Genomic DNA, 20,481 nt, shown 5'->3' with positions numbered 1-20,481 from the left:
AGCGAATATGATGCTACGATTCCCATGAGTACCGTGGGTCAAACGGGAATCGTAAAGACGCAATTCGTTGCGTCTATTGTGAGGAGTTCGATAAAGGAATGAAAAGTCTGTGGTTGATGCAAAGTTATCTTCTGGACGGTCGTTAAATCCAACCGGTCCCAGACTTCTGACGTTACTGACCATTGGTTTGAGCCTGGGAGCATTAATACTAGATTGGACAGCGGGGCGATCGCTCATATCAGATTTCTCAATGACCTTACCGCTGTTGATGTGCGCCATCATTACGGCTGCTCTCGGCTACTGGGCAGTGCCTCTTTTACAAGCTCTAAAAATGGGGCAGATTATCCGCGAGGAAGGACCCCAATCACATCTACGTAAAGCAGGCACCCCGACCATGGGTGGCCTGTTTTTTGTTCCCGTGGCCGTGGTTGTTGCCCTCCTGTGGTCAGGATTAGTGATGAGGGGGCAAGACTTTGGCTCTGTATTAGCGGTCTGTTTGGTCACCCTTGCCTATGCTGGAGTCGGCTGGCTGGATGATTGGCAAATTGTCCGACGCCGTTCCAATAAAGGAATTTCACCCCGCACGAAACTGGCGCTGCAAATGGGCGTCGGTGCATTGTTTTGTTTATGGCTGGCTTGCACCCAATCCGCAAGTATCACCACTATTAACTTACCATTAGGGCTAGCCATACCCCTAGGCTTCTTGTTTTGGCCGTTTGCTGTTTTTGTACAGGTAGCCGAAAGCAATGCTACCAATCTTACCGATGGTGTGGATGGATTGGCAGCCGGAACTTGTGCGATCGCCCTTTTAGGATTGGGCGCGATCGTTGGCCCCACTGCACCGGGTTTAATGGTGTTCTGTGCTTGTATGGCTGGCACTTGCCTGGGCTTTGTTGTCCATAACCGCAACCCAGCTACGGTATTTATGGGTGATACGGGTTCTTTGGCCTTAGGAGGAGCACTAGCCGCTGTCGGTCTTTTATCTCAAAACGTTTGGGGCTTATTTATCATCAGCGGTATTTTCTTTATAGAGTCCGTTTCCGTGATTGCCCAAGTGGGTTACTACAAAGCGACCAAGGATGGGAATGGCATTGGTAAGCGTTTATTGAAAATGTCACCGTATCATAACCATCTTGAACTCAGCGGTTGGTCAGAAACACAGATTGTTGGTGTGTTTTATCTAATGAATGGTCTTCTCGCGTTTTTGAGTTTGGCGATGAAGATGGGTCGTTGAGCAATTTAGGACTTACGCCGCAAGACATCCCGGAAAATTCTCTCGTGCTGTCAATGGCGTAAGACTGTCCTTATCCTGCTTTTTTACAATCCTTAGATGGATATGGACTACAGCCAGATCATGATCGCGATTCTCAATTGAGTAGAATACTTCAGCTAAGAAGGGGCACGACATGTCGTGCCCCTTACTTGTGGTACACGCAACGAAGAACCGCCCTGACTCCGTCCTATCATGTCCGGTTAATTACCCCTCATAAAATCCTAACTTGCAGACAGATCCGCTGAACTAGCTCTGTGCATGTCTAAACCAAGTTTGACCAAAGTTGTTATACCCTGAACCTGTATTACAACAACGTATTCTTGAGAGCTAATTTAAGGAGTAAGGCTCCCTACGGATGCACACAGTGGGTTATAGCTGATCTATCAATTACTCCAAGTTGCCAACCTAGAATTGTGATCAGAAAGAAGAGGAGCGCTCAGAGATTCGTTAAACGGCTAACTTCGGTAAGATAAGTCTCCAGTAACACAATTTTTCATGAAGAGTTGTAATACTCAAACCAGCATCTAGTAAAGAAAACCGAACAATTCTGGAAATATCCCATCCGGACATTGGCATGGCTCTTAATCGGCGCTATTATTTACAACTCAAGTTAGGTAAATGCCTTATACAATAGCTGGGATGGGTTTCAGGAAAGCTCACAAGGGCAAGCCGTGGTACTGTATGATTCCATACAGTTTTTCGATAGCTCTCTCATTGAATAAATTTCTATGGGGGAATGTCCGGAAAGTCCAATGCAGCTTGTGGAGTCTCTGGCTTAACAGTGAAGTGACCTCACAACACTTGAGAAGATACCTGATTCCTATTCCTGGCAATAGATTAGATTAATTGTTTCTCTACTGAATAAATGTTCCCTACGCCTGATGCTATGACAGCACGGCCTGCTCCGCGCCAACCCTCAAGCTCAACTGACAGCAATAGCCATAAAACTACTGCTGAAGGAACACCTGTTTCTGCCCTGAAAGAACTAGTGGCACGCTTACACCGGGAACAACACAAGATTCAAGATTTGTTGAGCTCACTAGGGTTTGCCCTACGAAGCTTTAACAATTTGAATCAATTTTTGGAGTTGATTCCATTGATGGCGGCGCGGGTAACGGATGCCGATGGTGGTGCTTTAATTTTGTTCAAGCCCAACGGTCAAGTTAGGCTAGAGCAGCTACATTGCCAAGAAAGCCAAGCTTGTAACAATATTCGTAAAGCGATTGAAAAGGCAACCCGTGAAGTCAGAGCAACGAACAGTGATGGGGGAACTGACTCGAATGCACCCGTACCCTTAGAACTACTTCAGACATCCCTCGATGATCAGGTGAGCCAAAGCCTAGGAGCAGATGTGCAGCTATTTGGGACACCAATTCTGATTCGCAATAGCGAGCGAGGTCGTCTTTATGTGTTTAGCCATGATTCTAATTACAACTGGACTCCAACGCGACAGAAATTAGTGCGATTGGTCGCCGACCAAACCGCCGTTGCCATCGCTAATGATGAACTTACCGTCGAACTGCGTAAGAAAGAGCGGTTGGATCGAGAGTTAGAAATTGGTGCGGAAATTCAACTGCGCCTTCTACCGCGCCAATGTCCTGAGATTGAGGGGGTGGAATTGGCGGCGATGTGTAAAACCGCTAGCCGAGTCGGTGGCGACTACTACGATTTTATTCCCGCCAACTACGACCAATTCCGTTCTAAAAAGCCCGATGATCAAGAAGTAACAGACTGCAAACGAGCCTCTTTGCCTTGGAGTGTTGTGATTGGCGATGTCATGGGGAAAGGCGTCCCCGCTGGCTTGATTATGACGATGACGCGAGGGATGCTCCGAGCAGAAGTTCTAAATCGTCACTCCCCAGGGCGGATTTTAGAGCACTTGAATCGGGTAATGTATGCTGACTTGGAAAACTCCCATCGGTTTGTCACGCTGTTCTATTCCGAGTACGACCCTCAGACGCAACTTCTGACTTATAGTAATGCCGCCCATAATCCACCCTTCTTGTGGCAGGCATCAACCCAATCCATCCATCGCTTAGATACCGAGGGTATGCTGATTGGCCTAGAGGCCGATTCTCAGTATGAAGATGCTCAAGTGCAGTTAGCCCCTGGAGATACAATCATTTACTACACCGACGGGTTTACTGATGCGGCAAATCAATCTGGCGAGCGCTTTGATGAGGAAAATCTGATACAAGCTTTCCAGTGGGCGTGTGAGCATTGCAGTGGTTCTCAAGCCATTTTGGATTACCTGTTTGAGCAAGTGCAACAGTTTATTGGTTCAACAAACCCTCACGGAGATGATATGACCTTGGTCGTGATGCAGGTAAAATCTACCGAGTGACCCATTTTTTAAAAGGCAATAATCGTCATGTTCATTGAAGGGATGCAAGCCGTACCCGCTTTTTTCAATCACATCAGTTTGGGGTCTGATGCCCTGCAAGGAGCAAGCCATCTATTTTCGGTTGATTGGCATGGGTTAGCTCAACTTAAAACAAATACTGATTTGTTTGGTCAGGTCGCCAGTGCTTGGAATAATTTTGTGAGAACAGGTCAAGCCTGGGCATTGCTGATCGGGCTGATCATGGGTTACTTCATTAAGAGTTTCACTACCTTTTGAAAAGGTTGCAGATTGAAGGTTAGCAGGTTGCCCGTTACCAAGGAAAACTGTTGATAGGTTATCTTCAAAACCTTTAACCTTCAAACCTTTAACCTTTAACTTCCACACCTTTAATCTTCAAACTTTCCAACTGTGACTGAACAAACAACCTGGAGCCAACGGTTTGAATCCGCGCTACATCCAGCCATCGCTTGCTTCAATGCCAGTATTGGCTTCGATATTGAATTGATTGAGTACGACCTCACGGGTTCTGTGGCTCATGCCAAAATGCTGGCTCATACCGGCATTATTTCCCCAGAAGAGGGGGAGAAACTCGTCGCCGGTTTAGAACAAATTCGCCAAGAATACCGCCAAGGCAACTTTAATCCCGGTATTGATGCCGAGGATGTTCACTTTGCGGTGGAGCGACGCCTGACGGAGATTGCCGGAGATGTGGGGAAAAAGTTGCACACGGCGCGATCTCGCAACGACCAAGTGGGTACCGATACCCGACTCTACCTCCGCGCTCAAATTAGCCAAATTCGTATCCAGTTGCGTGAGTTCCAAAGCGTCCTCCTCAACATTGCCGAAGCCAACGTAGAAACTCTAATTCCCGGCTACACGCACCTACAACGTGCCCAACCGCTGAGTTTAGCTCATCACCTTCTAGCTTACTTTGAAATGCTCCAGCGGGACTGGGAGCGCCTGGGCGAGATCGCGCAGCGAGTGAATACTTCTCCCTTGGGATGTGGGGCGCTAGCGGGGACAACGTTTCCCATCGACCGCCACTATACCGCCTCGCTCTTGGAATTTGCGGGGGTGTATCGTAACAGTTTGGATGGGGTGAGCGATCGCGATTTTGCGATCGAATTCCTGTGCGCTGCTAGCTTAATTCTGGTACACCTGAGCCGATTATCCGAGGAAATTATTCTTTGGGCGTCTCAGGAATTTGGCTTTGTGACTCTCAAAGACACCTGTTCCACTGGCTCCAGTATCATGCCCCAAAAGAAAAACCCGGATGTGCCGGAACTGGTACGGGGGAAAACAGGGCGTGTCTTCGGGCATCTCCAAGCCATGTTGGTGTTGATGAAAGGGTTACCTCTGGCTTACAACAAAGACTTGCAAGAGGACAAAGAAGCGCTGTTTGACACGGTTAAAACCGTGACAGGATGTCTCGAAGCCATGACCATTCTGTTGCGGGAGGGCATGGAATTCAAGAGCGAACGGTTAGCAGAAGCTGTGGATGAAGACTTCTCTAACGCCACCGATGTTGCCGATTATTTAGCCTCCAAAGGTATTCCTTTTCGGGAAGCTTACAACTTAGTGGGTAAGGTGGTGAGGACTTGCCTCCAGAGTGATAAATTGCTCAAGGATTTAAGCCTGGAGGAATGGCAGGCACTGCACCCAGCCTTTGAGGGTGATATTTATCAAGCGATCGCACCCACTCAGGTGGTTGCGGCACGTAACAGCTATGGCGGTACGGGTTTTGAGCAGGTACGTCAAGCTCTACAAGAGGCACGCGATCGCCTTGTCTCAGGCTCGTCATCCTAAAGGCGCTATAGCAATCGCAGGAAATTCTATCAAATATTGAACTCGCCCTCTTTCCATTTTTGTTTGGGGGGCGAGTCTTAAGGTAGAAGGTGGGCATCCATAGTATCGGTACTATGATGATGCCCAACTCAGCCTTCCTCAAAGCCGCTTAAATGTGCCCACCAGGCAACGGCTCAGGAGGAGAGTATCCTTATCAGCCTTCGTTAGCGCATTTGAGTTTTTTGAACGCCGTCTCCGAGTTCACTGTTTTCATCCTGCTCCTCTTCAGCCGGAGGTCTGTTATACCGCCGATTTTTAGAGAAACGACCCGTATTTTTACGTTTACGAAACTTACGGGCGTAGGCTTGATTCCGTTGCGCCTTTTCTTTCTTTTGGTTACGGCGCTTTGCCATGTTTACCTCATTGATAAAAAAATATGCCTCGCAAACTCTTGCGAAAGATTCAGCTTGGCTTGTCTATCTTATCAGTGTTGCTCATCAGAAGGTGGCAGTCTGAAAACTGACAGCATAAAAATGCTAAACAAGAGCCAGGTACTATAACCAACTAGGAGTCTGAAGTTTAGCTGGATTGACCCGATCCTGGAGTATCATCCTTTCTGAAGCACCAAGTGAAAGAAACCGCCGAGTTTTGCTGAGACACTTCAGCTATTTTAACAAAAGCCAATCTACACACCCGACCGATTTTTGGGTCAATGGAGATTATCAGTGGCATCAAAAAAGTGATTTTTCCGGCGCTGGGGTTACCGAAGGGGTATCTGTAGAGACTATGATAACAGTCTGTAAGCAACCTATTCACGAGGCAAAAATAGCCTTTTTTTGTAATGCGTCGAACATGGCAATTTGTGCAAACGGTATTGGGAATTATATTCCGCCATCCTGTCACGGGTACGAGTATCATCCCGATTTTGCCGAATGGGCAAATTGTGCTGATCCAGCGTCGTGACAATGGTAAATGGGGACTACCAGGAGGAATGGTGAACTGGGGTCAAGATTTACTAACCACCGTAACGCGTGAGTTAAAAGAAGAGACCGGCTTAGAGTTGCTCAAGGTTCGTCGATTGGTTGGGATTTACTCTGCGCCTGATCGCGATCCCAGGATTCATTCCATCTGTGTTGTAGTAGAAGCCGATGTTCAAGGAACAATGCAAGTCCAGGATACCTTAGAAATCAGTGATGTCAAAGCGTTTGACCGCTCAGCTATCCCCCTAGGTGAGCTTAGCCATGACCATGACCAACAGATGCAGGACTACTTCGATGGCAAGACAACCTTCGCTTAAGCACCGATGGCAACCGGAACAGACTGGCTGGAAAATTAAGAGCGTCTTGGTGTCTTTGTGTTCCTGTGTCTCCTTCTCTCCATCCTCCATCCCCTCTCTTGACCTGTCCAATTCTGAAATAAGACCCTAAGCTCAGGATGAATCTACCCTTACGCAATTCTCGAATTAGGCTACCCTTAGGGCAAGTTTTCTGGCGTGAAGTCGGTCGAGGGCCGATTCTCGTATTTCTCCATGGCTCTTGGCACGATGGCAGTCAGTGGCTACCTGTGATCGATCAGTTAAGTGAGCATTACCATTGCTTTGCCCTTGACTTGTTAGGGTTTGGCGAATCTGAACGAGCTAAACTCCACTACTCGATCCAATTAGAAGTTGAGTGTTTGTTTCAATATCTAGAGGCATTACATTTACCAGAGGTGTATTTAGTCGGTCACTCTTTGGGCGGCTGGATTGCAGCGAGTTATGCGTTGAAACATCGGGAAAATGTTAACGGTCTCATGTTAATCGCACCCGAAGGCGTTCAGACACCCAGAAAGCGCCAGAGTGGAGGATGGACAAAGTGGTTGATTGGGCGTCCCCCCATCGCCTATCTCATTCTGCGCTGCCTCCATCCCCTAGCAGGGTTGTTCGGGCGTCACCAATCCATTGAGCGAACGCTAAAATGGCGCAAACAAATCCTCAGTTCACCCACCGCCTGCAAGCTTTTATTCCAACGACGGAGAGCAGAAATTCAAGCGGAATTATTGCAAGAACAACTCGAATGGCTTAATGTGCCGACGGTGATTTTGCAGGGGGCACAAGATGCTCCGGATGCGATCGCCCAATCTCAAGTCTATGCCACCCAAATTCCCAAAGCCCACTTCCAAATGGTTGAATCAGGGGAGAATAACTTACCCGAAGCCTTACCGGGTTTATTAGCTGGGCATATTCATGATTTTGTCAATCGGGTTGAAGGATTGAAGGTTGAAGTTGAAGGCTGAATCGGCTAACTTCCTAACTTGCCATTTTCAACCTCACTGACTGGATTCCCCCAAAAATCAAGTGGGGGTTACAGATGACATGACGTGCCATTTCAGGATACAGGGATTGAAGATAGCTCAGCAGTACAGGTGAGTCGCCGCCCGTAAGAACGATTTGACTCGTAGGGAACCGAGATTGCCAGTCTTCTATAAACTCTCGTATTCCCGCCAATACCGTGTAAATCACACCACTCTCAATCGCTGACGCTGTCTGCATTGCCCAACGGGGCGGTAGCTGGGTGGGGAGTTGGGTGGCAGGTAGGGCGGCGGTGTCTCGTGTTAGAGACTTTAACTGTAACCCCAGCCCCGGTAAAATGGCTCCCCCGATCAACTGACAGTCAGCATCCGCACCCGTCAATGTCAGTGCCGTACCTGCATCAATCACTAGCACCGGATAACCCAACGTCTCACCTGCACCCAATAACGCCAGGGCACGGTCAATTCCCAAGGTAAGATAAAGTCCCAAAAGGGGGACTTGGGCTAGGGTAATCACGTTTACCGATGGGTAGGTTTGCCAAAGCGTTGTCTGGCTGGGAACCACCGAAGCGAGATAGAGAGGTAACACGTTGATTGTGTCCGATAATTGCCCAGAAACCACTTGAGGTGGAAGGATTGCATCTGGCAAAATGCCGGACACCCCATACTGAATGAGCTGCTGAATAGCTGACGCTGGTAAATGCTTTGTATCCCAGGCTTCCTGAAGGGTGTTACCGATAAACCAAGCCCAGTGTAAGCGGGAATTTCCAATCATTAACGCCAGCCAGCTTTCGTTCACGGGGATATCAATCAGCCTGTTGGTTCAATTGAGCTGGAAGGTAGGGCAGGTGTTGCTCTAATTCAGCTTTGTGACTTTGCAAGAGTTCAGCTTTTTCCGCTTCTAACTGCTCGATGGTTCGTTGCAATATTTCGATTACACCATACATTTCCACCGGATCGAACACTCGCATCAGGTTGCTTTGAGTAATGATTCCCCACCCTCTTCCCAAATCCCACGACACCACCAATCGTCTAACACGCCGTCGTTGCATCTCCTGATGAGCTTTCCATAACGTATCTTGGGGGTGGAGCAAAAATAGCGGTGTACTCATCACGGTTTGAGCTAACGTCTGGGCTAAATTCAGCCTGAGAGCTTGAAATTGCACAATATCTCGCTCTGTCACAATCCCTAGCGGAAAAAACCCTCCATAGCCATTTTCTTGTGTAATCACAACACAACTGACTCGTTGCTCTGCCATGAGTCGGGCTAAATTTAATACGGAAGTCGTTGCCGGGGCATGAATCATCTGAGTTGTCATCACTTCTGACACACGCCGCAACTTCAGCAGGTTGGCGGGTCGAAGCATACGACGAATGCTTTCTTGTGAGACAATTCCCATCAGTTGATTTTGATCGTCCACAATCACCAGATGGCGAACCTGATTCCGACGAAATAGGAATATGGCAGCAAAGACATCCTGAAAATTCGATTCAGGCATGGTTAGCACTGGCTGAGTCATTACTTCAGAAATTTTTATGCCCTCGAAGGGTATGCCATCAGCGGTGAGCCACACGATATCCCGTTCTGTAAAGATTCCTAGTAACTGGTTGTCCTCCATGACTAAAACACTGCTAGAGTGCCCCTCATAGCTAGGGATTGACTCTAAGGGAGTATTCGCCTCAGTCAGCGAACAACGACTCCCTCGTGCCTGACTCATTAATGCGATCACGTCTAATAGTAAGGTGTCTGGTGTCACAATCAGGGGGTTACGATCAATGGCTTCCTCTAAGGCGGGGGAATAAATCAGTGGATCGTTAGGTTGCATGGTTAATCGATAGGGGTGCAGGCAATCTTAAAACGTCGAAGAATGGTCAAAGCTGTTGAAAATTCGAGGCGATCAACCAAACCTAGACCCTGGTTATATCCAGTCTTCTCCACAGGGGTGACAAGAGGACTTCGTCATCACCACTGATGATCGGTTAAGACAAGTTGGTTGTCATAAGTATTTTTACTCAGCTACTATACAAAGAGTAACAGTTTAACAAACTGCCTTTAATACACAAGGGTGCCAAACCTCCAAGCCTAGGCAAGAGTCTATGAGCAAAATCTGAAAAATTGATAGTTAAAAACGAAAAAACTGATGCCCCTACCTTTCAAGCTTCTTGGCATCACTATCATTTGTTCCTCTCAAGCCTTACAAGTCACCTGTGTAAAAATAAAGACAAAATAAAAAGCTTTTAAAAAAGTAGTAACAAGTAGTTGAACTAGGAGTCATTAAATGGTATTGCTGACCGAGAAAACCGAAAAACGATTAACCATGCAGACGGGCGAAATTGCCCCCGATACAACCACGATTCGCTCGTTGGACTGGGATCGCGATCGCTTCGATATCGAATTCGGCTTACAAAATGGCACAACATATAATTCGTTTTTGATTCGGGGTGAGAAAACGGCTTTAGTAGACACCTCCCATGAAAAGTTCCGTCAACTGTATTTAGACACCCTAAAAGGACAGATTAATCCCGCTGACATTGATTACCTCATTATTAGCCATACCGAGCCAGACCACAGTGGTTTAGTCAAAGATGTCCTCCAGCTTGCGCCTCAAGTCACGGTGGTGGGGTCAAAGGTCGCGATTCAGTTCCTCGAAGATTTTGTGCATCAACCCTTTGAACGCCTGATTGTTAAAAATGGCGACAAGCTAGATTTGGGCAAGGGACATGTGTTGGAATTTGTCAATGCCCCTAATCTGCACTGGCCTGACACTATTTTCACTTACGATGCAGGGACGCAGGTGATGTTTACTTGCGACGCCTTCGGTTTGCACTACTGCTCAGACAGTACGTTTGATGAAGATTTAAGGGCGATCGAACCGGATTATCGATTTTACTACGATTGTTTAATGGCTCCCAATGCGCGTTCTGTACTCTCTGCCCTGAAGCGGATGGATCAGTTGGGAGAGGTGACGATGGTCGCGAATGGTCACGGCCCCTTGCTGCGTCATAATGTGACAGAACTGGTCGGTCGCTATCGCAAGTGGAGTCAAGCCCAAGCCAAGGCAGAGACATCGGTGGTGGTGTTTTATGTCTCCGATTATGGGTATAGCGATCGCCTGTCTCAAGCCGTTGCCAGAGGCATTACCAAAACAGGCGTTGGCGTGGAAATGATCGACCTCAAAACCGCCGATCCCCAAGAAGTACAGGAAATGGTGGGGCGTGCAGCGGGAATGGCAATTGGAATGCCCCCAGCCTCCAGTAAAGTAGCGGCGGCGGCTGTAGGTACAGTACTGGCAGCGGCGAAGTCCAAGCAAGTGGTTGGCATATTCGAGTCCTACGGGGGAGATGACGAACCCATCGATCCCTTACTCAATCAATTCAGAAATTTGGGACTGAAAGAAGCTTTTCCTTCCATTCGGGTCAAAGATACACCCTCAGAAGCCACGTACCAACTTTGTGAAGAAGCGGGTACAGATATGGGACAATTGTTAACCCGTGATCGCGACATCAAGCAACGGAAAGCCCTGGGTAGCGACCTCGATAAAGCCTTGGGACGGATTAGCGGTGGACTATACATTATCACGGCTCAAAAAGGTGATATCAAGGGGGCAATGTTGGCATCCTGGGTATCTCAGGCTAGCTTCCAACCCTTGGGGTTAACCATTGCCGTGGCTAAAGATCGGGCTATTGAGTCCTTGATGCATGTAGGCGATCGCTTCGTCCTCAATGTGTTAGAAGAAGGCAACTACCAAGCCTTAATGAAACACTTCCTCAAGCGCTTTCCCCCTGGTGCCGATCGCTTTGCTGGAGTGAAAACTCAACCCGCCGAAAACGGTTCCCCCATTCTGACAGATGCCCTTGCCTATATGGAGTGTCATGTTGTCAGCCGCATGGAACTCACCGACCATTGGATTGTGTACGCCACGGTTGATAATGGTCGCGTTTCCAAACCCGATGCTCTAACTGCCGTTCACCATCGTAAAGTGGGGAATTATTATTAAATCACTCAGTAGGGTGGGCAATGCTCACCCTACAACTGCCTAAAGGGAAAGGTTCAAGGATGTCAGAAAAACCAGACGAACTGGCAATAACGTTATCATCGTCACCCAACCTTTCTAATCAGAAGCCTCGAAATCTTACCCAAACTATTTCATTGGTTGAGGAACGTTTAGGAAAATCGGATTCACCTAACGAAGCTTTAGACTGGGCTAGAGTGCGCGAGGTGATTCTTCGCCAGAATGAGGAGGTTAAGGAGGAAAATCACCGACGTTTTCTGGAAACTAGCCGATTGATTTATGGATTAGCCTTTTCAGGGATAAGTTTTTTAGTGGGGATAGTCCTGTGGATTTGTCACTATGACAATTCGGTTTATTTAATTGTTGCAGGGCTGATTCCGTTGGTGTCGTTCACAAAAAAACCTAATTAGGAGTTTTTAACGCAGAGGAACGCTGAGGTTGGCGCTGAGGGACGCGGAGGAAGGGAGGCAGAGAATGCGAGATCGAGGTAGATTATTGCAATCATTAAACTCATCGTCAATAAAGTTTAACCCCCTCAGCGCCCCTTTGCGCCCTCCTCTGCGACCCTCTGCGTTAAAAAAACAAGATAGGAGAATTGCCGATGCGATCGCGCTGATGGGAGGTTGTGCGATCGCTGTTTTTCCCCATCGTACCCTTGCTCAGAGCAATATCGTACCGGATAACACGCTGGGTGCTGAAAGTTCCGTTGTTGTACCCAACTTTAACGATTTACCTGTGGAAGCAATTAGGGGTGGGACACAACGGGGCCAAAATCTGTTCCACAGCTTTCAGGAATTTAACGTTAGCGCGGGTAGAGGAGCTTATTTCTTCAGTCCTAACACTGATATTCAAAATATTTTGGCGCGGGTGACAGGTAGCAATCCATCACAAATCCTGGGTACGCTTGGAACCTTTGGGGAATCGACACCTAACTTGTTTTTGATTAATCCTAACGGCATTATCTTCGGGCAAAAGGCCAGCTTGGATGTGGGGGGGTCTTTCGTTGCCACGACGGCTAATGCTATTCGCTTGGGTGACACTGGGCTATTTAGTGCTTCTGAACCTCAGAGCAGCAATTTACTCGCAATTAACCCCAATGCCTTCTTTTATAATCAACTCTCTAATCAGGGGCAAATTATTAACCGCTCTACGGCAACAACAACGGTGTTAGATACTCCTACCATTGGGCTTCAGGTTCCGGATGGTCGGAGTTTGTTGTTAGTTGGTGGCGATGTGAAGTTGGATGATGGGTTTTTATCCGCTCCAGGTGGTCGAGTTGAATTGGGAGGAGTGGTTCAGAACGCAATAGTAGGACTGAATACGAATGGCAACGAACTGCGCTTGAGTTTTCCCACCGATGTAGCAAGAGCCAATGTATCCCTCACGAATGCATCTGATGTCAACGTACAAGCTGGCGGTGGTGGAAGTATTGCCATCAATGCCCAAAACCTAGATGTTTTGGGAGGAAGTTCAGTACAGGCGGGAATATCGTCAGGGTTGGGTTCACCCCAGAGCGAGGCAGGAGACATTGAAATTAATGCGACAGGGACAATAACCGTTGCAGGGAAACTCAGCTTTATTGCGAATGGGGTGTCACCTGGAGGGGTGGGCAAGGGTGGCGACATTAACATCACAACTGGGTCACTTTCTGTCACCGATGGTGGTCAAGTAAATGCCTTAACTCGGGGAGAAGGTGATGCGGGTAGTGTAATGATAAGTGCCAGCAATACAGTTTCCTTGGATGGTGGCGGCAATGGAAACCTTACGGGAGTCGCCAGTACAGTGGAAGAGGGAGGTGTGGGAAACGCAGGCGGTATCAACATTACAACTGGGTCACTTTTTATAACCAATGGCGCTCAACTCGATACCAGAACCTTTGGACAGGGAAATGCTGGCAGTGTAAGGATTACTGCCACTGATACCGTGCGCTTTGATGGCATCGGTAGCAATGGACGTGCCAGCGCAGCTTTGAGTGATGTGGTAGAAGGAGCGGTAGGGGATGGCGGTGACATTGAAATTACCACTGGTTCCCTATCAGTCATTAATGGCGCTCAACTATCTGCCAGTACCTATGGAGAGGGCAAGGCTGGCAGTACGCGGATTCATGCTAGCAATACTGTTACCTTTGATGGCGTTAGTAGCAATGGTTTCTCCAGTGCCGTCTTCAGTAATGTGGGAGAGGGAGCAGTCGGGGATGGCGGTGACATTGAGATTACCACTGGTTCGCTTGAGGTTACCAATGGCGCTCAACTGATTGCTATTACTGATGGGCAGGGCAACGCTGGTAGTGTGAGGATTAGTGCTACTGATACCGTTAGCTTTGATGGCATCGGTAGCAATGGCTTCTCAACTGCTGCTGTCAGCAACGTGAGAGAGGGAGCAGTCGGGGATGGCGGTGACATTGAGATTACCACTGGTTCGCTTGAGGTTACCAATGGCGCTCAGCTAATTGCTAGTACTGATGGACAGGGCAACGCTGGTAGTGTGAGGATTAGCGCTACTGATACCGTCAGCTTTGATGGCGTTGGCAGCAATGGGCCCTCCAGTTTAGCCATCAGTGCGGTGCAACTCGGAGCGGTGGGGGATGGCGGTGACATCATGATTACCACTGGCTCCCTTAAAGTGAGTAATGGTGCTCTCCTGCTTGCCTACACTGGCGGTCAGGGGAATGCTGGCAATGTGAAAATTAGTGCCAGTAATACCGTAAGCTTTGATGGCGTTGGTAGTAATGGAACCATTAGTGGAGCTTCCAGCTCTGTCAGACCAGAAGCAGTGGGGAATGGTGGTGACATTGAGATTACCACTGGCTCCCTTGAAGTGAGCAATGGGGCTCTCCTAATTGCCAACACCTTTGGACGAGGGAATGCTGGCAGTGTGCGGATTACTGCCACTGATAGCATCCGCTTTAATGGAGGTGGTGCCGGCAGCTCAGTAGATACGGGAGCGATAGGGGATGGCGGTAACATTGAGATTACTACTGGCTCCCTTGAGGTTATCAATGGCACTGGACTGGCTGGACTGTCTACTAGCACTTTGGGACAGGGCAACGCTGGCAGTGTAAAGATTATTGCTACCGATACCGTTCGTTTTGATGGGGGTGATGCCTTCAGCGCGGTGGCACCAGGAGCAGTAGGGGATGGCGGTGACATTGAAATTACCGCTAGATCCCTTGAAGTGAATAATGGCGCTGTCTTATTTGCTACTACGGCTGGACAGGGAAATGCTGGCAATGCGAGGATTAGTGCTACCGATACCGTTCGTTTTGATGGGGGTGATGCCTTCAGCGCGGTGGCACCAGGAGCAGAGGGTGATGGCGGTAACATTCAGATTATCACTGGCTCCCTTTCTTTGACTGATGCCTTCATCTCCTCTGAAAATCTGGAAACTGGTACAGCCGGGGACATCATCATCTCAACTCGGCAAAACTTAGAGGCAAATCGCTCCTCAATCAGAGCCACTACCCAATCCGGTGACGGCGGCAATATCAGGCTGCAAGTGGGAGATTTATTATTGATGCGTAACGACAGCAATATCTCCACCACCGCAGGAGTCGCAGGTGCGGGTGGCGATGGCGGCAATATCAATATCAATGCAGATTTCGTTGTTGCCGTCCCTAAAGAAGATAGCGACATCACCGCCAATGCCTTCAATGGACGAGGCGGCAATATCAATATCACAACTCAAGGCATTTATGGACTCACATTCCGAGAACGCGACATTCTCGCCAGCAGTGATATCACCGCCAGTTCTCAATTTGGTTTAGATGGTGATTTTCAACTCGATTTACTTACCAATGTTGACCCCAGTCGGGGGTTAGCTCAGTTACCGACTAACATAGTCGATGCCTCACAGCAAATTGACCGCCGTTGTACCCCCGCCGCCGCAGACCAAAAAAGCAGCTTTGTCGTTACAGGACGGGGTGGCTTACCGCCGAGTCCTAACGAAGTCCTACAAAGTGAGTCAGTCATCACCCCCGATTGGGTAACCCTCAACTCTGAGGCAGATAATATCTCTAGGGTTACCGCTCCCATCAATCCCACCAAGACGGCTTCCAATCCACTTGTGGAAGCGCAAAGCTGGGTATATGGTGCCAATGGAGAGGTTATCCTCACGGCTGAAGCACCTAGTGTTACGCCTCATAAGGCTTGGTCAATCACTCCATCCTGTGAGGTAGTGGGGAGGGAGGAAAAAGAGGTTTTTTAACGCAGAGGAACGCGGAGGTTGGCGCAGAGGAACGCGGAGGATGTTAAGAGGATGAGGGAGAATGAGTTATCGGGGCGGATTATTGGGTTGGCGATGAAGGTGCATACAGCGCTGGGGCCAGGTTTGTTGGAGTCGGCTTATGAAGAGTGTTTGTACTATGAACTTTATCAGGCTGGATTAAATGTGGCAAAACAAAAACCTTTGCCTTTAGTCTATGAAAATGTTCATCTAGAGTGTGGCTATCGAGTCGATTTACTGGTCGAAAACAAAATTATTGTTGAAATCAAATCTCTCGAATCTCTACATCCCATTCATTCCAGTCAACTCCTAACCTACCTAAAATTATCCAACTGTAAACTCGGACTCCTCATCAACTTCAACGTCCCCCACCTAAAAGACGGCATCAAACGCCTCGTCAACAACCTCTAACCCCCTCCGCGTCCCTCTGCGCCTCCCTCTGCGCCCCTCTGCGTTAAAAAAAATTCTATCAATAACAACCTAATTAAGAGACACAAACATGGTCACAGTCACACCCGAAACCAAACAAAGAGATGTTCAAGTTCTCCCCATTGGTGCACAAACCACTGTATTGCGATCGCGCACTTGGGATAGACTCAAGTTTGAAATCGAGTATGCCCTGCAACGTGGCACCACCGCCAACTCTTACCTAATTCGAGCGGATAAAATTGCCCTTTTTGACCCACCGGGTGAATCCTTCACCGAAATTTTTCTCGCCGCACTCCAACAACGCCTCAACCCAACCGAGTTAGATTACATCATTCTCGGTCACGTCAATCCCAACCGAGCCATTACCCTCAAAGCCCTGCTCGAACTCGCACCTCAAGTTACATTCGTTTGCTCCAATCCAGCTTCAATTAATCTACGCACTCTCTTGCCAGACCAAGAACTGAAAATTGAGGTCGTGCGAGGTGACGACACCTTGGATTTAGGGCAAGGTCATAACCTGCAATTTATCCTAACCCCCAGCCCCCGGTGGCCTGGTTCACTGTGTACCTACGACCCCCAAACCGAAATTCTCTTCACCGATAAGCTGTTTGGTGCCCATGTCTGTGGTGACCAGGTCATGGATGAAGGGTGGACAACCATTAGCGAAGACCGACGCTATTACTTCGATTGCCTCATGGCACCCCACGCCAAGCAAGTGGAAAAGGCGTTAGACAAACTAACGGACTTCCCGGCACGGCTTTATGCCACGGGTCATGGCCCTTTGGTCCGCTATAGCCTGATCCCCCTGACTCAGTCTTATCGACAGTGGAGTGAGGAAAATGCCACCAAAGACTTGACTGTAGCCTTGATTTATGCATCAGCCTATGGAAATACCGGAACCTTAGCCCAAGCGATCGCACGGGGCATCACCAAAGCTGGTGTTGGGGTGGAAGCGATTAACAGCGAAGCGGCTGACCCCACAGAGATTCAGAAAGCGGTAGAGAAAGCCGATGGATTTATTATGGGTTCTCCAACTTTGGGCGGTCATGCCCCAACCCCCATCCAAACCGCACTGGGAATTGTCCTCTCGACCGCCAGTAAAACCAAACTCGCGGGTGTCTTCGGTTCCTACGGCTGGAGTGGTGAAGCCATTGACTTAATTGAAAGCAAATTCAGCGATGCGGGTTACCAATTTGGCTTTGAGACCATTCGAGTTAAATTTAAGCCCAACGAGGTCACCCTCAAATACTGTGAAGAAGCGGGTACTGACTTTGCCCAAGCCCTGAAGAAAGCCAAAAAAGCCCGCACCCCCCGGCAACCTGTCGGTGAGTCCCAAGCCGCCCGTACCGAGCAAGCGGTGGGACGTTTAATCGGCTCTTTGTGTATTGTGACAACCAAGCAGGGGGAACTCTCAGGGGCGATGCTGGCTGACTGGGTTTCTCAAGCTACCTTTACGCCTCCTGGACTCACCATTGCTGTTGCCAAAGACCGGGCGATTGAGTCGCTGATGCACACGGGCGGCTCCTTTGTCTTGAATATTCTGGCACAGGGCAAGCATTTGGGCTTAATGAAGCACTTCCTCAAACCCTTTGGCCCTGGAGAAGACCGATTTGCTGGGGTCGCAAGCCAAGAGGCAGAGAATGGTTGCCCGATTCTAAGCGACGCTCTCGCCTATTTAGAATGTACGGTAGAAAATCGCATGGAATGTGGTGATCACTGGGTCATCTATGGGGTTGTTAAACAGGGTCAACTACTACAACCCGACGGCGTCACTGCTGTGCATCATCGGAAATCAGGCACTCATTACTAATTCCTAAGAGACAGGGGCAGCACAAGACTACGCAAGAAACACTGCCCCTGTTTGAGGCGGACTGAGGTCAAAGAAGGCGTTTTACCAAAATCCTCTTCTGGACTCTGGTTGTTAGGTTAATTTAGGGTTAAGAATAGGTAAAGGAAATCTGTTAATATTGATATTTACTCTCGATAGGAGGTAGCTATGGCAGATTCAGCTCGGATGAGCAAGAACAGCTTTCTCTATCCTCAGAGCCGATACTACGGACGGTTTACACCAGAGCATCTAACCTTCAATGCCAATTTGCAAGAATTTGCTCAGAATGTCTCTTACATCTCGTCTCTAGAGACGGGAGGAAAGCTTTCTCCGGAGGAGGCTTATACGAAAATTAAAGGTTTGTGGAAACAGTTGAAGCACAGCAAGAAAGCGTTAGGGATTGGGAAAAATCTATCTCAAGAATCAACATAATTCTTCAATTAGTCGGTACTCTGTATAAGAGTTGGAATAAAGAGTCTAAGCATAAGGATTTGCGAAGTAGCATCTTTGTCGCTATACCGTAACAAGAAGGATTAGAATATTGCCATTCTGGCTGCCAGAATGGCATTACCCATCAGGACGAAGAGCTGCAACGATTGCTGCCAGGAAGCTACGAGGCTCAAGTCACTCCTCTATAAAAAACTGTCAAGAGGCGTCTGTACTCTCGTTTAGCTTTTGCAAATGTTTGAACTAGATTTTAGGGCATTTCTTGAGTCTTTCCTGAGCTTTGGCAAAAAGCTGCTCCTTGCTCATTGGCGCTCTTTGCTCCTTCTATTTATTGGCGTCTATTTACCCTTACAAGTTTTTGGGGAGCTAGCAGAAGAGGTTTGGGAGAATGAAGGCGGCTTTCCTTGGGATGTCCCTATTCTGCTGGCGGTTCATAGCACATCCTCAACCCAAATGGATGGTTTCGCGACCATTCTGACAAAGCTAGGGGTATTTTGGGGCGTGTTTCCCGTCGCCAGTGTGATCGGGCTAGTATTATTGCTGCGGCGACGGTGGCGATCGCTAACTTACTTACTCACCACTCTCTTCGGCAGCATCATCATTAACCGCACTGCCAAAGTATTATTACATCGAGTACGTCCCCACCTATGGACTTCACCCGCTCCAGAGTTTGACTATGGATTCCCTAGTGGTCATGCCATGTCGAGTATGACACTGGTAGCGGCTTTGGTCATTCTGACTTGGAACAGCCGTTGGCGCTTGCCAGTTGGGATAATTGGAAGCGTATTTGTGCTTGCCATTGGCTGGACACGTCTTTATCTAGGAGTTCACTATCCCAGTGATATTCTCGCCGGTTGGATGGTTTCGATTGCTTGGGCGATTGGCGTGAGTTTACTGATTAGACCCAATTTAACTAAATTAGGGGTGGCACAGGATAGAGAGCCTGATCATGCCGATCAGCTAACACCGATGGAAGAAGAGGCTGTAACGGAGAAAACGAAGTAGAGATTTCCATCACGTTCTTGCACTCTACCGGAGCAACCCCATGAGACAAACCATCATTCAGGTCGATGCTTTCACCGATACACCCTTCGCCGGAAACCCTGCGGCGGTTTGTGTTTTGCCTGCTTCCCAGGATGAAGGTTGGATGCAAAACGTAGCCAGGGAGATGAATTTATCAGAGACGGCTTTTCTCGTCAGGCAGGATGATGGCTTCAATTTACGTTGGTTTACCCCGACAGTAGAAGTCCCGCTTTGTGGTCATGCTACCCTAGCCAGTGCTCATGTCCTTTGGTCAGAAGGACATTTACCGTCGGAGGCAGTGGCTCGTTTTTATACCAAAAGTGGCTTGCTCATTGCCAAGCGCCAAGGAGATTGGATTGAGTTGGATTTTCCGGCAAATCGCTCACAAGAAACAATCCCCTCTCCCGAACTCGCTCAAGCCTTGGGTGTACCGATCAAATCGGTCTTTCAAACGGCTTTAGATTACTTGGTAGAAGTGGAGTCTGAAGAATGGGTGCGGCAAATGCAACCCAATTTCCAGCTACTCAAAACCTTGCACCATGGCAGAGTTATTGTCACCAGCTTAGCTAGCCAGGATTCGGATTATGATTTTATTTCTCGCTTCTTTGCACCTGGCGTAGGCATTGATGAAGACCCAGTAACGGGAGCGGCTCATTGCTGCCTTGCTCCCTTCTGGCGCGATCGCCTTGGTAAGGATGAATTCTTAGCTTATCAGGCATCCAGTCGGGGTGGGGTGGTGAAAGTCCGCTATACCGGAAGCGATCGCGTTTTTCTCGCCGGACAAGCGGTTACCGTACTGCGAGGCGAATTAATCGCCACTTGATCGGGG

General features: G+C 48.5%; 17 protein-coding genes. 14 read left to right on the top strand and 3 right to left on the bottom strand.

Translation table 11 applies throughout. The annotated features are described in order from the left end of the window. Positions 1–109: 109 nt before the first annotated feature. The 4 genes from mraY (at position 110) to argH (ending at position 5,423) form a co-directional block, all read left to right on the top strand. A complete protein-coding gene (mraY, locus tag MIC7113_RS20395; RefSeq protein WP_015184071.1) occupies positions 110–1,234 on the top strand; it encodes a phospho-N-acetylmuramoyl-pentapeptide-transferase in 1,125 nt (374 codons plus the stop codon). A 925-nt stretch (positions 1,235–2,159) separates the two neighbouring features. Beyond that, on the top strand, positions 2,160–3,617 hold the full coding sequence (locus tag MIC7113_RS20390) for a GAF domain-containing SpoIIE family protein phosphatase (RefSeq protein ID WP_041780148.1): 1,458 nt from the start codon (positions 2,160–2,162) through the stop codon (positions 3,615–3,617). Positions 3,618–3,644: 27 nt separating this feature from the next. Continuing rightward, positions 3,645–3,893, top strand: coding sequence for a hypothetical protein (locus MIC7113_RS20385; protein WP_015184069.1), 249 nt, complete (start codon positions 3,645–3,647; stop codon positions 3,891–3,893). A 132-nt stretch (positions 3,894–4,025) separates the two neighbouring features. Then, positions 4,026–5,423: an argininosuccinate lyase gene (argH, locus tag MIC7113_RS20380; RefSeq protein ID WP_015184068.1), complete on the top strand. Its 1,398-nt coding sequence runs from the start codon at positions 4,026–4,028 to the stop codon at positions 5,421–5,423. Positions 5,424–5,626: 203 nt separating this feature from the next. On the opposite strand, the gene MIC7113_RS20375 is transcribed toward argH, so the two are convergent. Next, the gene (locus MIC7113_RS20375; protein WP_015184067.1) at positions 5,627–5,815 is read right to left on the bottom strand and encodes a hypothetical protein; all 189 of its coding nucleotides are present in this window, start codon (positions 5,813–5,815) and stop codon (positions 5,627–5,629) included. A 428-nt stretch (positions 5,816–6,243) separates the two neighbouring features. Here MIC7113_RS20375 and MIC7113_RS20370 point away from each other — a divergent pair, with 428 nt between their 5' ends. After that, a complete protein-coding gene (locus tag MIC7113_RS20370) occupies positions 6,244–6,699 on the top strand; it encodes an NUDIX hydrolase (RefSeq protein ID WP_015184066.1) in 456 nt (151 codons plus the stop codon). Positions 6,700–6,836: 137 nt separating this feature from the next. Next, on the top strand, positions 6,837–7,676 hold the full coding sequence (locus MIC7113_RS20365) for an alpha/beta fold hydrolase (protein WP_015184065.1): 840 nt from the start codon (positions 6,837–6,839) through the stop codon (positions 7,674–7,676). Positions 7,677–7,689: 13 nt separating this feature from the next. Here MIC7113_RS20365 and MIC7113_RS20360 read toward each other — a convergent pair whose 3' ends face one another. Both MIC7113_RS20360 and MIC7113_RS20355 read right to left on the bottom strand, forming a co-directional pair. Beyond that, entirely contained in the window at positions 7,690–8,490 is an 801-nt protein-coding gene (locus MIC7113_RS20360) for a pantothenate kinase (RefSeq protein ID WP_015184064.1), read from the bottom strand. A gap of 7 nt (positions 8,491–8,497) precedes the next feature. Further along, on the bottom strand, positions 8,498–9,517 hold the full coding sequence (locus tag MIC7113_RS20355; protein ID WP_015184063.1) for a CBS domain-containing protein: 1,020 nt from the start codon (positions 9,515–9,517) through the stop codon (positions 8,498–8,500). 453 nt (positions 9,518–9,970) lie between these two features. Between MIC7113_RS20355 and MIC7113_RS20350 the strand changes: the two genes are divergently transcribed. The 8 genes from MIC7113_RS20350 (at position 9,971) to MIC7113_RS20315 (ending at position 20,475) form a co-directional block, all read left to right on the top strand. Then, entirely contained in the window at positions 9,971–11,689 is a 1,719-nt protein-coding gene (locus MIC7113_RS20350; protein WP_015184062.1) for a diflavin flavoprotein, read from the top strand. Positions 11,690–11,748: 59 nt separating this feature from the next. Continuing rightward, complete coding sequence (locus MIC7113_RS20345) at positions 11,749–12,114, top strand: hypothetical protein (protein WP_041780146.1); 366 nt, start codon at positions 11,749–11,751, stop codon at positions 12,112–12,114. Between the two features lie 64 nt (positions 12,115–12,178). Further along, positions 12,179–15,907: a two-partner secretion domain-containing protein gene (locus MIC7113_RS20340; protein WP_015184060.1), complete on the top strand. Its 3,729-nt coding sequence runs from the start codon at positions 12,179–12,181 to the stop codon at positions 15,905–15,907. Positions 15,908–15,958: 51 nt separating this feature from the next. Then, positions 15,959–16,336, top strand: a complete 378-nt coding sequence (locus MIC7113_RS20335) for a GxxExxY protein (protein ID WP_015184059.1) — start codon at positions 15,959–15,961, stop codon at positions 16,334–16,336. Positions 16,337–16,424: 88 nt separating this feature from the next. After that, complete coding sequence (locus MIC7113_RS20330; protein ID WP_015184058.1) at positions 16,425–18,164, top strand: diflavin flavoprotein; 1,740 nt, start codon at positions 16,425–16,427, stop codon at positions 18,162–18,164. A 186-nt stretch (positions 18,165–18,350) separates the two neighbouring features. Further along, positions 18,351–18,614: a DUF7219 family protein gene (locus tag MIC7113_RS20325; protein WP_015184057.1), complete on the top strand. Its 264-nt coding sequence runs from the start codon at positions 18,351–18,353 to the stop codon at positions 18,612–18,614. Between the two features lie 249 nt (positions 18,615–18,863). Continuing rightward, a complete protein-coding gene (locus MIC7113_RS20320) occupies positions 18,864–19,634 on the top strand; it encodes a phosphatase PAP2 family protein (RefSeq protein WP_015184056.1) in 771 nt (256 codons plus the stop codon). A gap of 40 nt (positions 19,635–19,674) precedes the next feature. Further along, positions 19,675–20,475 (top strand): PhzF family phenazine biosynthesis protein, encoded by an 801-nt coding sequence (locus MIC7113_RS20315; protein ID WP_015184055.1) that lies wholly within the window; start codon positions 19,675–19,677, stop codon positions 20,473–20,475. Positions 20,476–20,481 lie beyond the last annotated feature (6 nt).

It is taken from the genome of Allocoleopsis franciscana PCC 7113 (assembly GCF_000317515.1).
GTDB lineage: Bacteria > Cyanobacteriota > Cyanobacteriia > Cyanobacteriales > Coleofasciculaceae > Allocoleopsis > Allocoleopsis franciscana.
The sequence above is the reverse complement of the archived record's forward strand: the minus strand, read 5'-3'. Positions and strand labels throughout refer to the sequence as shown.

Excerpts from the sequence above, each read along its gene's own strand:
- MIC7113_RS20390 (WP_041780148.1), top strand. The coding sequence starts at position 2,160 with ATGACAGCACGGCCTGCTCCGCGCCAACCCTCAAGCTCAACTGACAGC.
- MIC7113_RS20385 (WP_015184069.1), top strand. The coding sequence starts at position 3,645 with ATGTTCATTGAAGGGATGCAAGCCGTACCCGCTTTTTTCAATCACATC.
- MIC7113_RS20375 (WP_015184067.1), bottom strand. The coding sequence starts at position 5,815 with ATGGCAAAGCGCCGTAACCAAAAGAAAGAAAAGGCGCAACGGAATCAA.
- MIC7113_RS20370 (WP_015184066.1), top strand. The coding sequence starts at position 6,244 with ATGCGTCGAACATGGCAATTTGTGCAAACGGTATTGGGAATTATATTC.
- MIC7113_RS20365 (WP_015184065.1), top strand. The coding sequence starts at position 6,837 with ATGAATCTACCCTTACGCAATTCTCGAATTAGGCTACCCTTAGGGCAA.
- MIC7113_RS20355 (WP_015184063.1), bottom strand. The coding sequence starts at position 9,517 with ATGCAACCTAACGATCCACTGATTTATTCCCCCGCCTTAGAGGAAGCC.
- MIC7113_RS20350 (WP_015184062.1), top strand. The coding sequence starts at position 9,971 with ATGGTATTGCTGACCGAGAAAACCGAAAAACGATTAACCATGCAGACG.
- MIC7113_RS20345 (WP_041780146.1), top strand. The coding sequence starts at position 11,749 with ATGTCAGAAAAACCAGACGAACTGGCAATAACGTTATCATCGTCACCC.
- MIC7113_RS20340 (WP_015184060.1), top strand. The coding sequence starts at position 12,179 with ATGCGAGATCGAGGTAGATTATTGCAATCATTAAACTCATCGTCAATA.
- MIC7113_RS20335 (WP_015184059.1), top strand. The coding sequence starts at position 15,959 with ATGAGGGAGAATGAGTTATCGGGGCGGATTATTGGGTTGGCGATGAAG.
- MIC7113_RS20330 (WP_015184058.1), top strand. The coding sequence starts at position 16,425 with ATGGTCACAGTCACACCCGAAACCAAACAAAGAGATGTTCAAGTTCTC.
- MIC7113_RS20325 (WP_015184057.1), top strand. The coding sequence starts at position 18,351 with ATGGCAGATTCAGCTCGGATGAGCAAGAACAGCTTTCTCTATCCTCAG.
- MIC7113_RS20320 (WP_015184056.1), top strand. The coding sequence starts at position 18,864 with ATGTTTGAACTAGATTTTAGGGCATTTCTTGAGTCTTTCCTGAGCTTT.
- MIC7113_RS20315 (WP_015184055.1), top strand. The coding sequence starts at position 19,675 with ATGAGACAAACCATCATTCAGGTCGATGCTTTCACCGATACACCCTTC.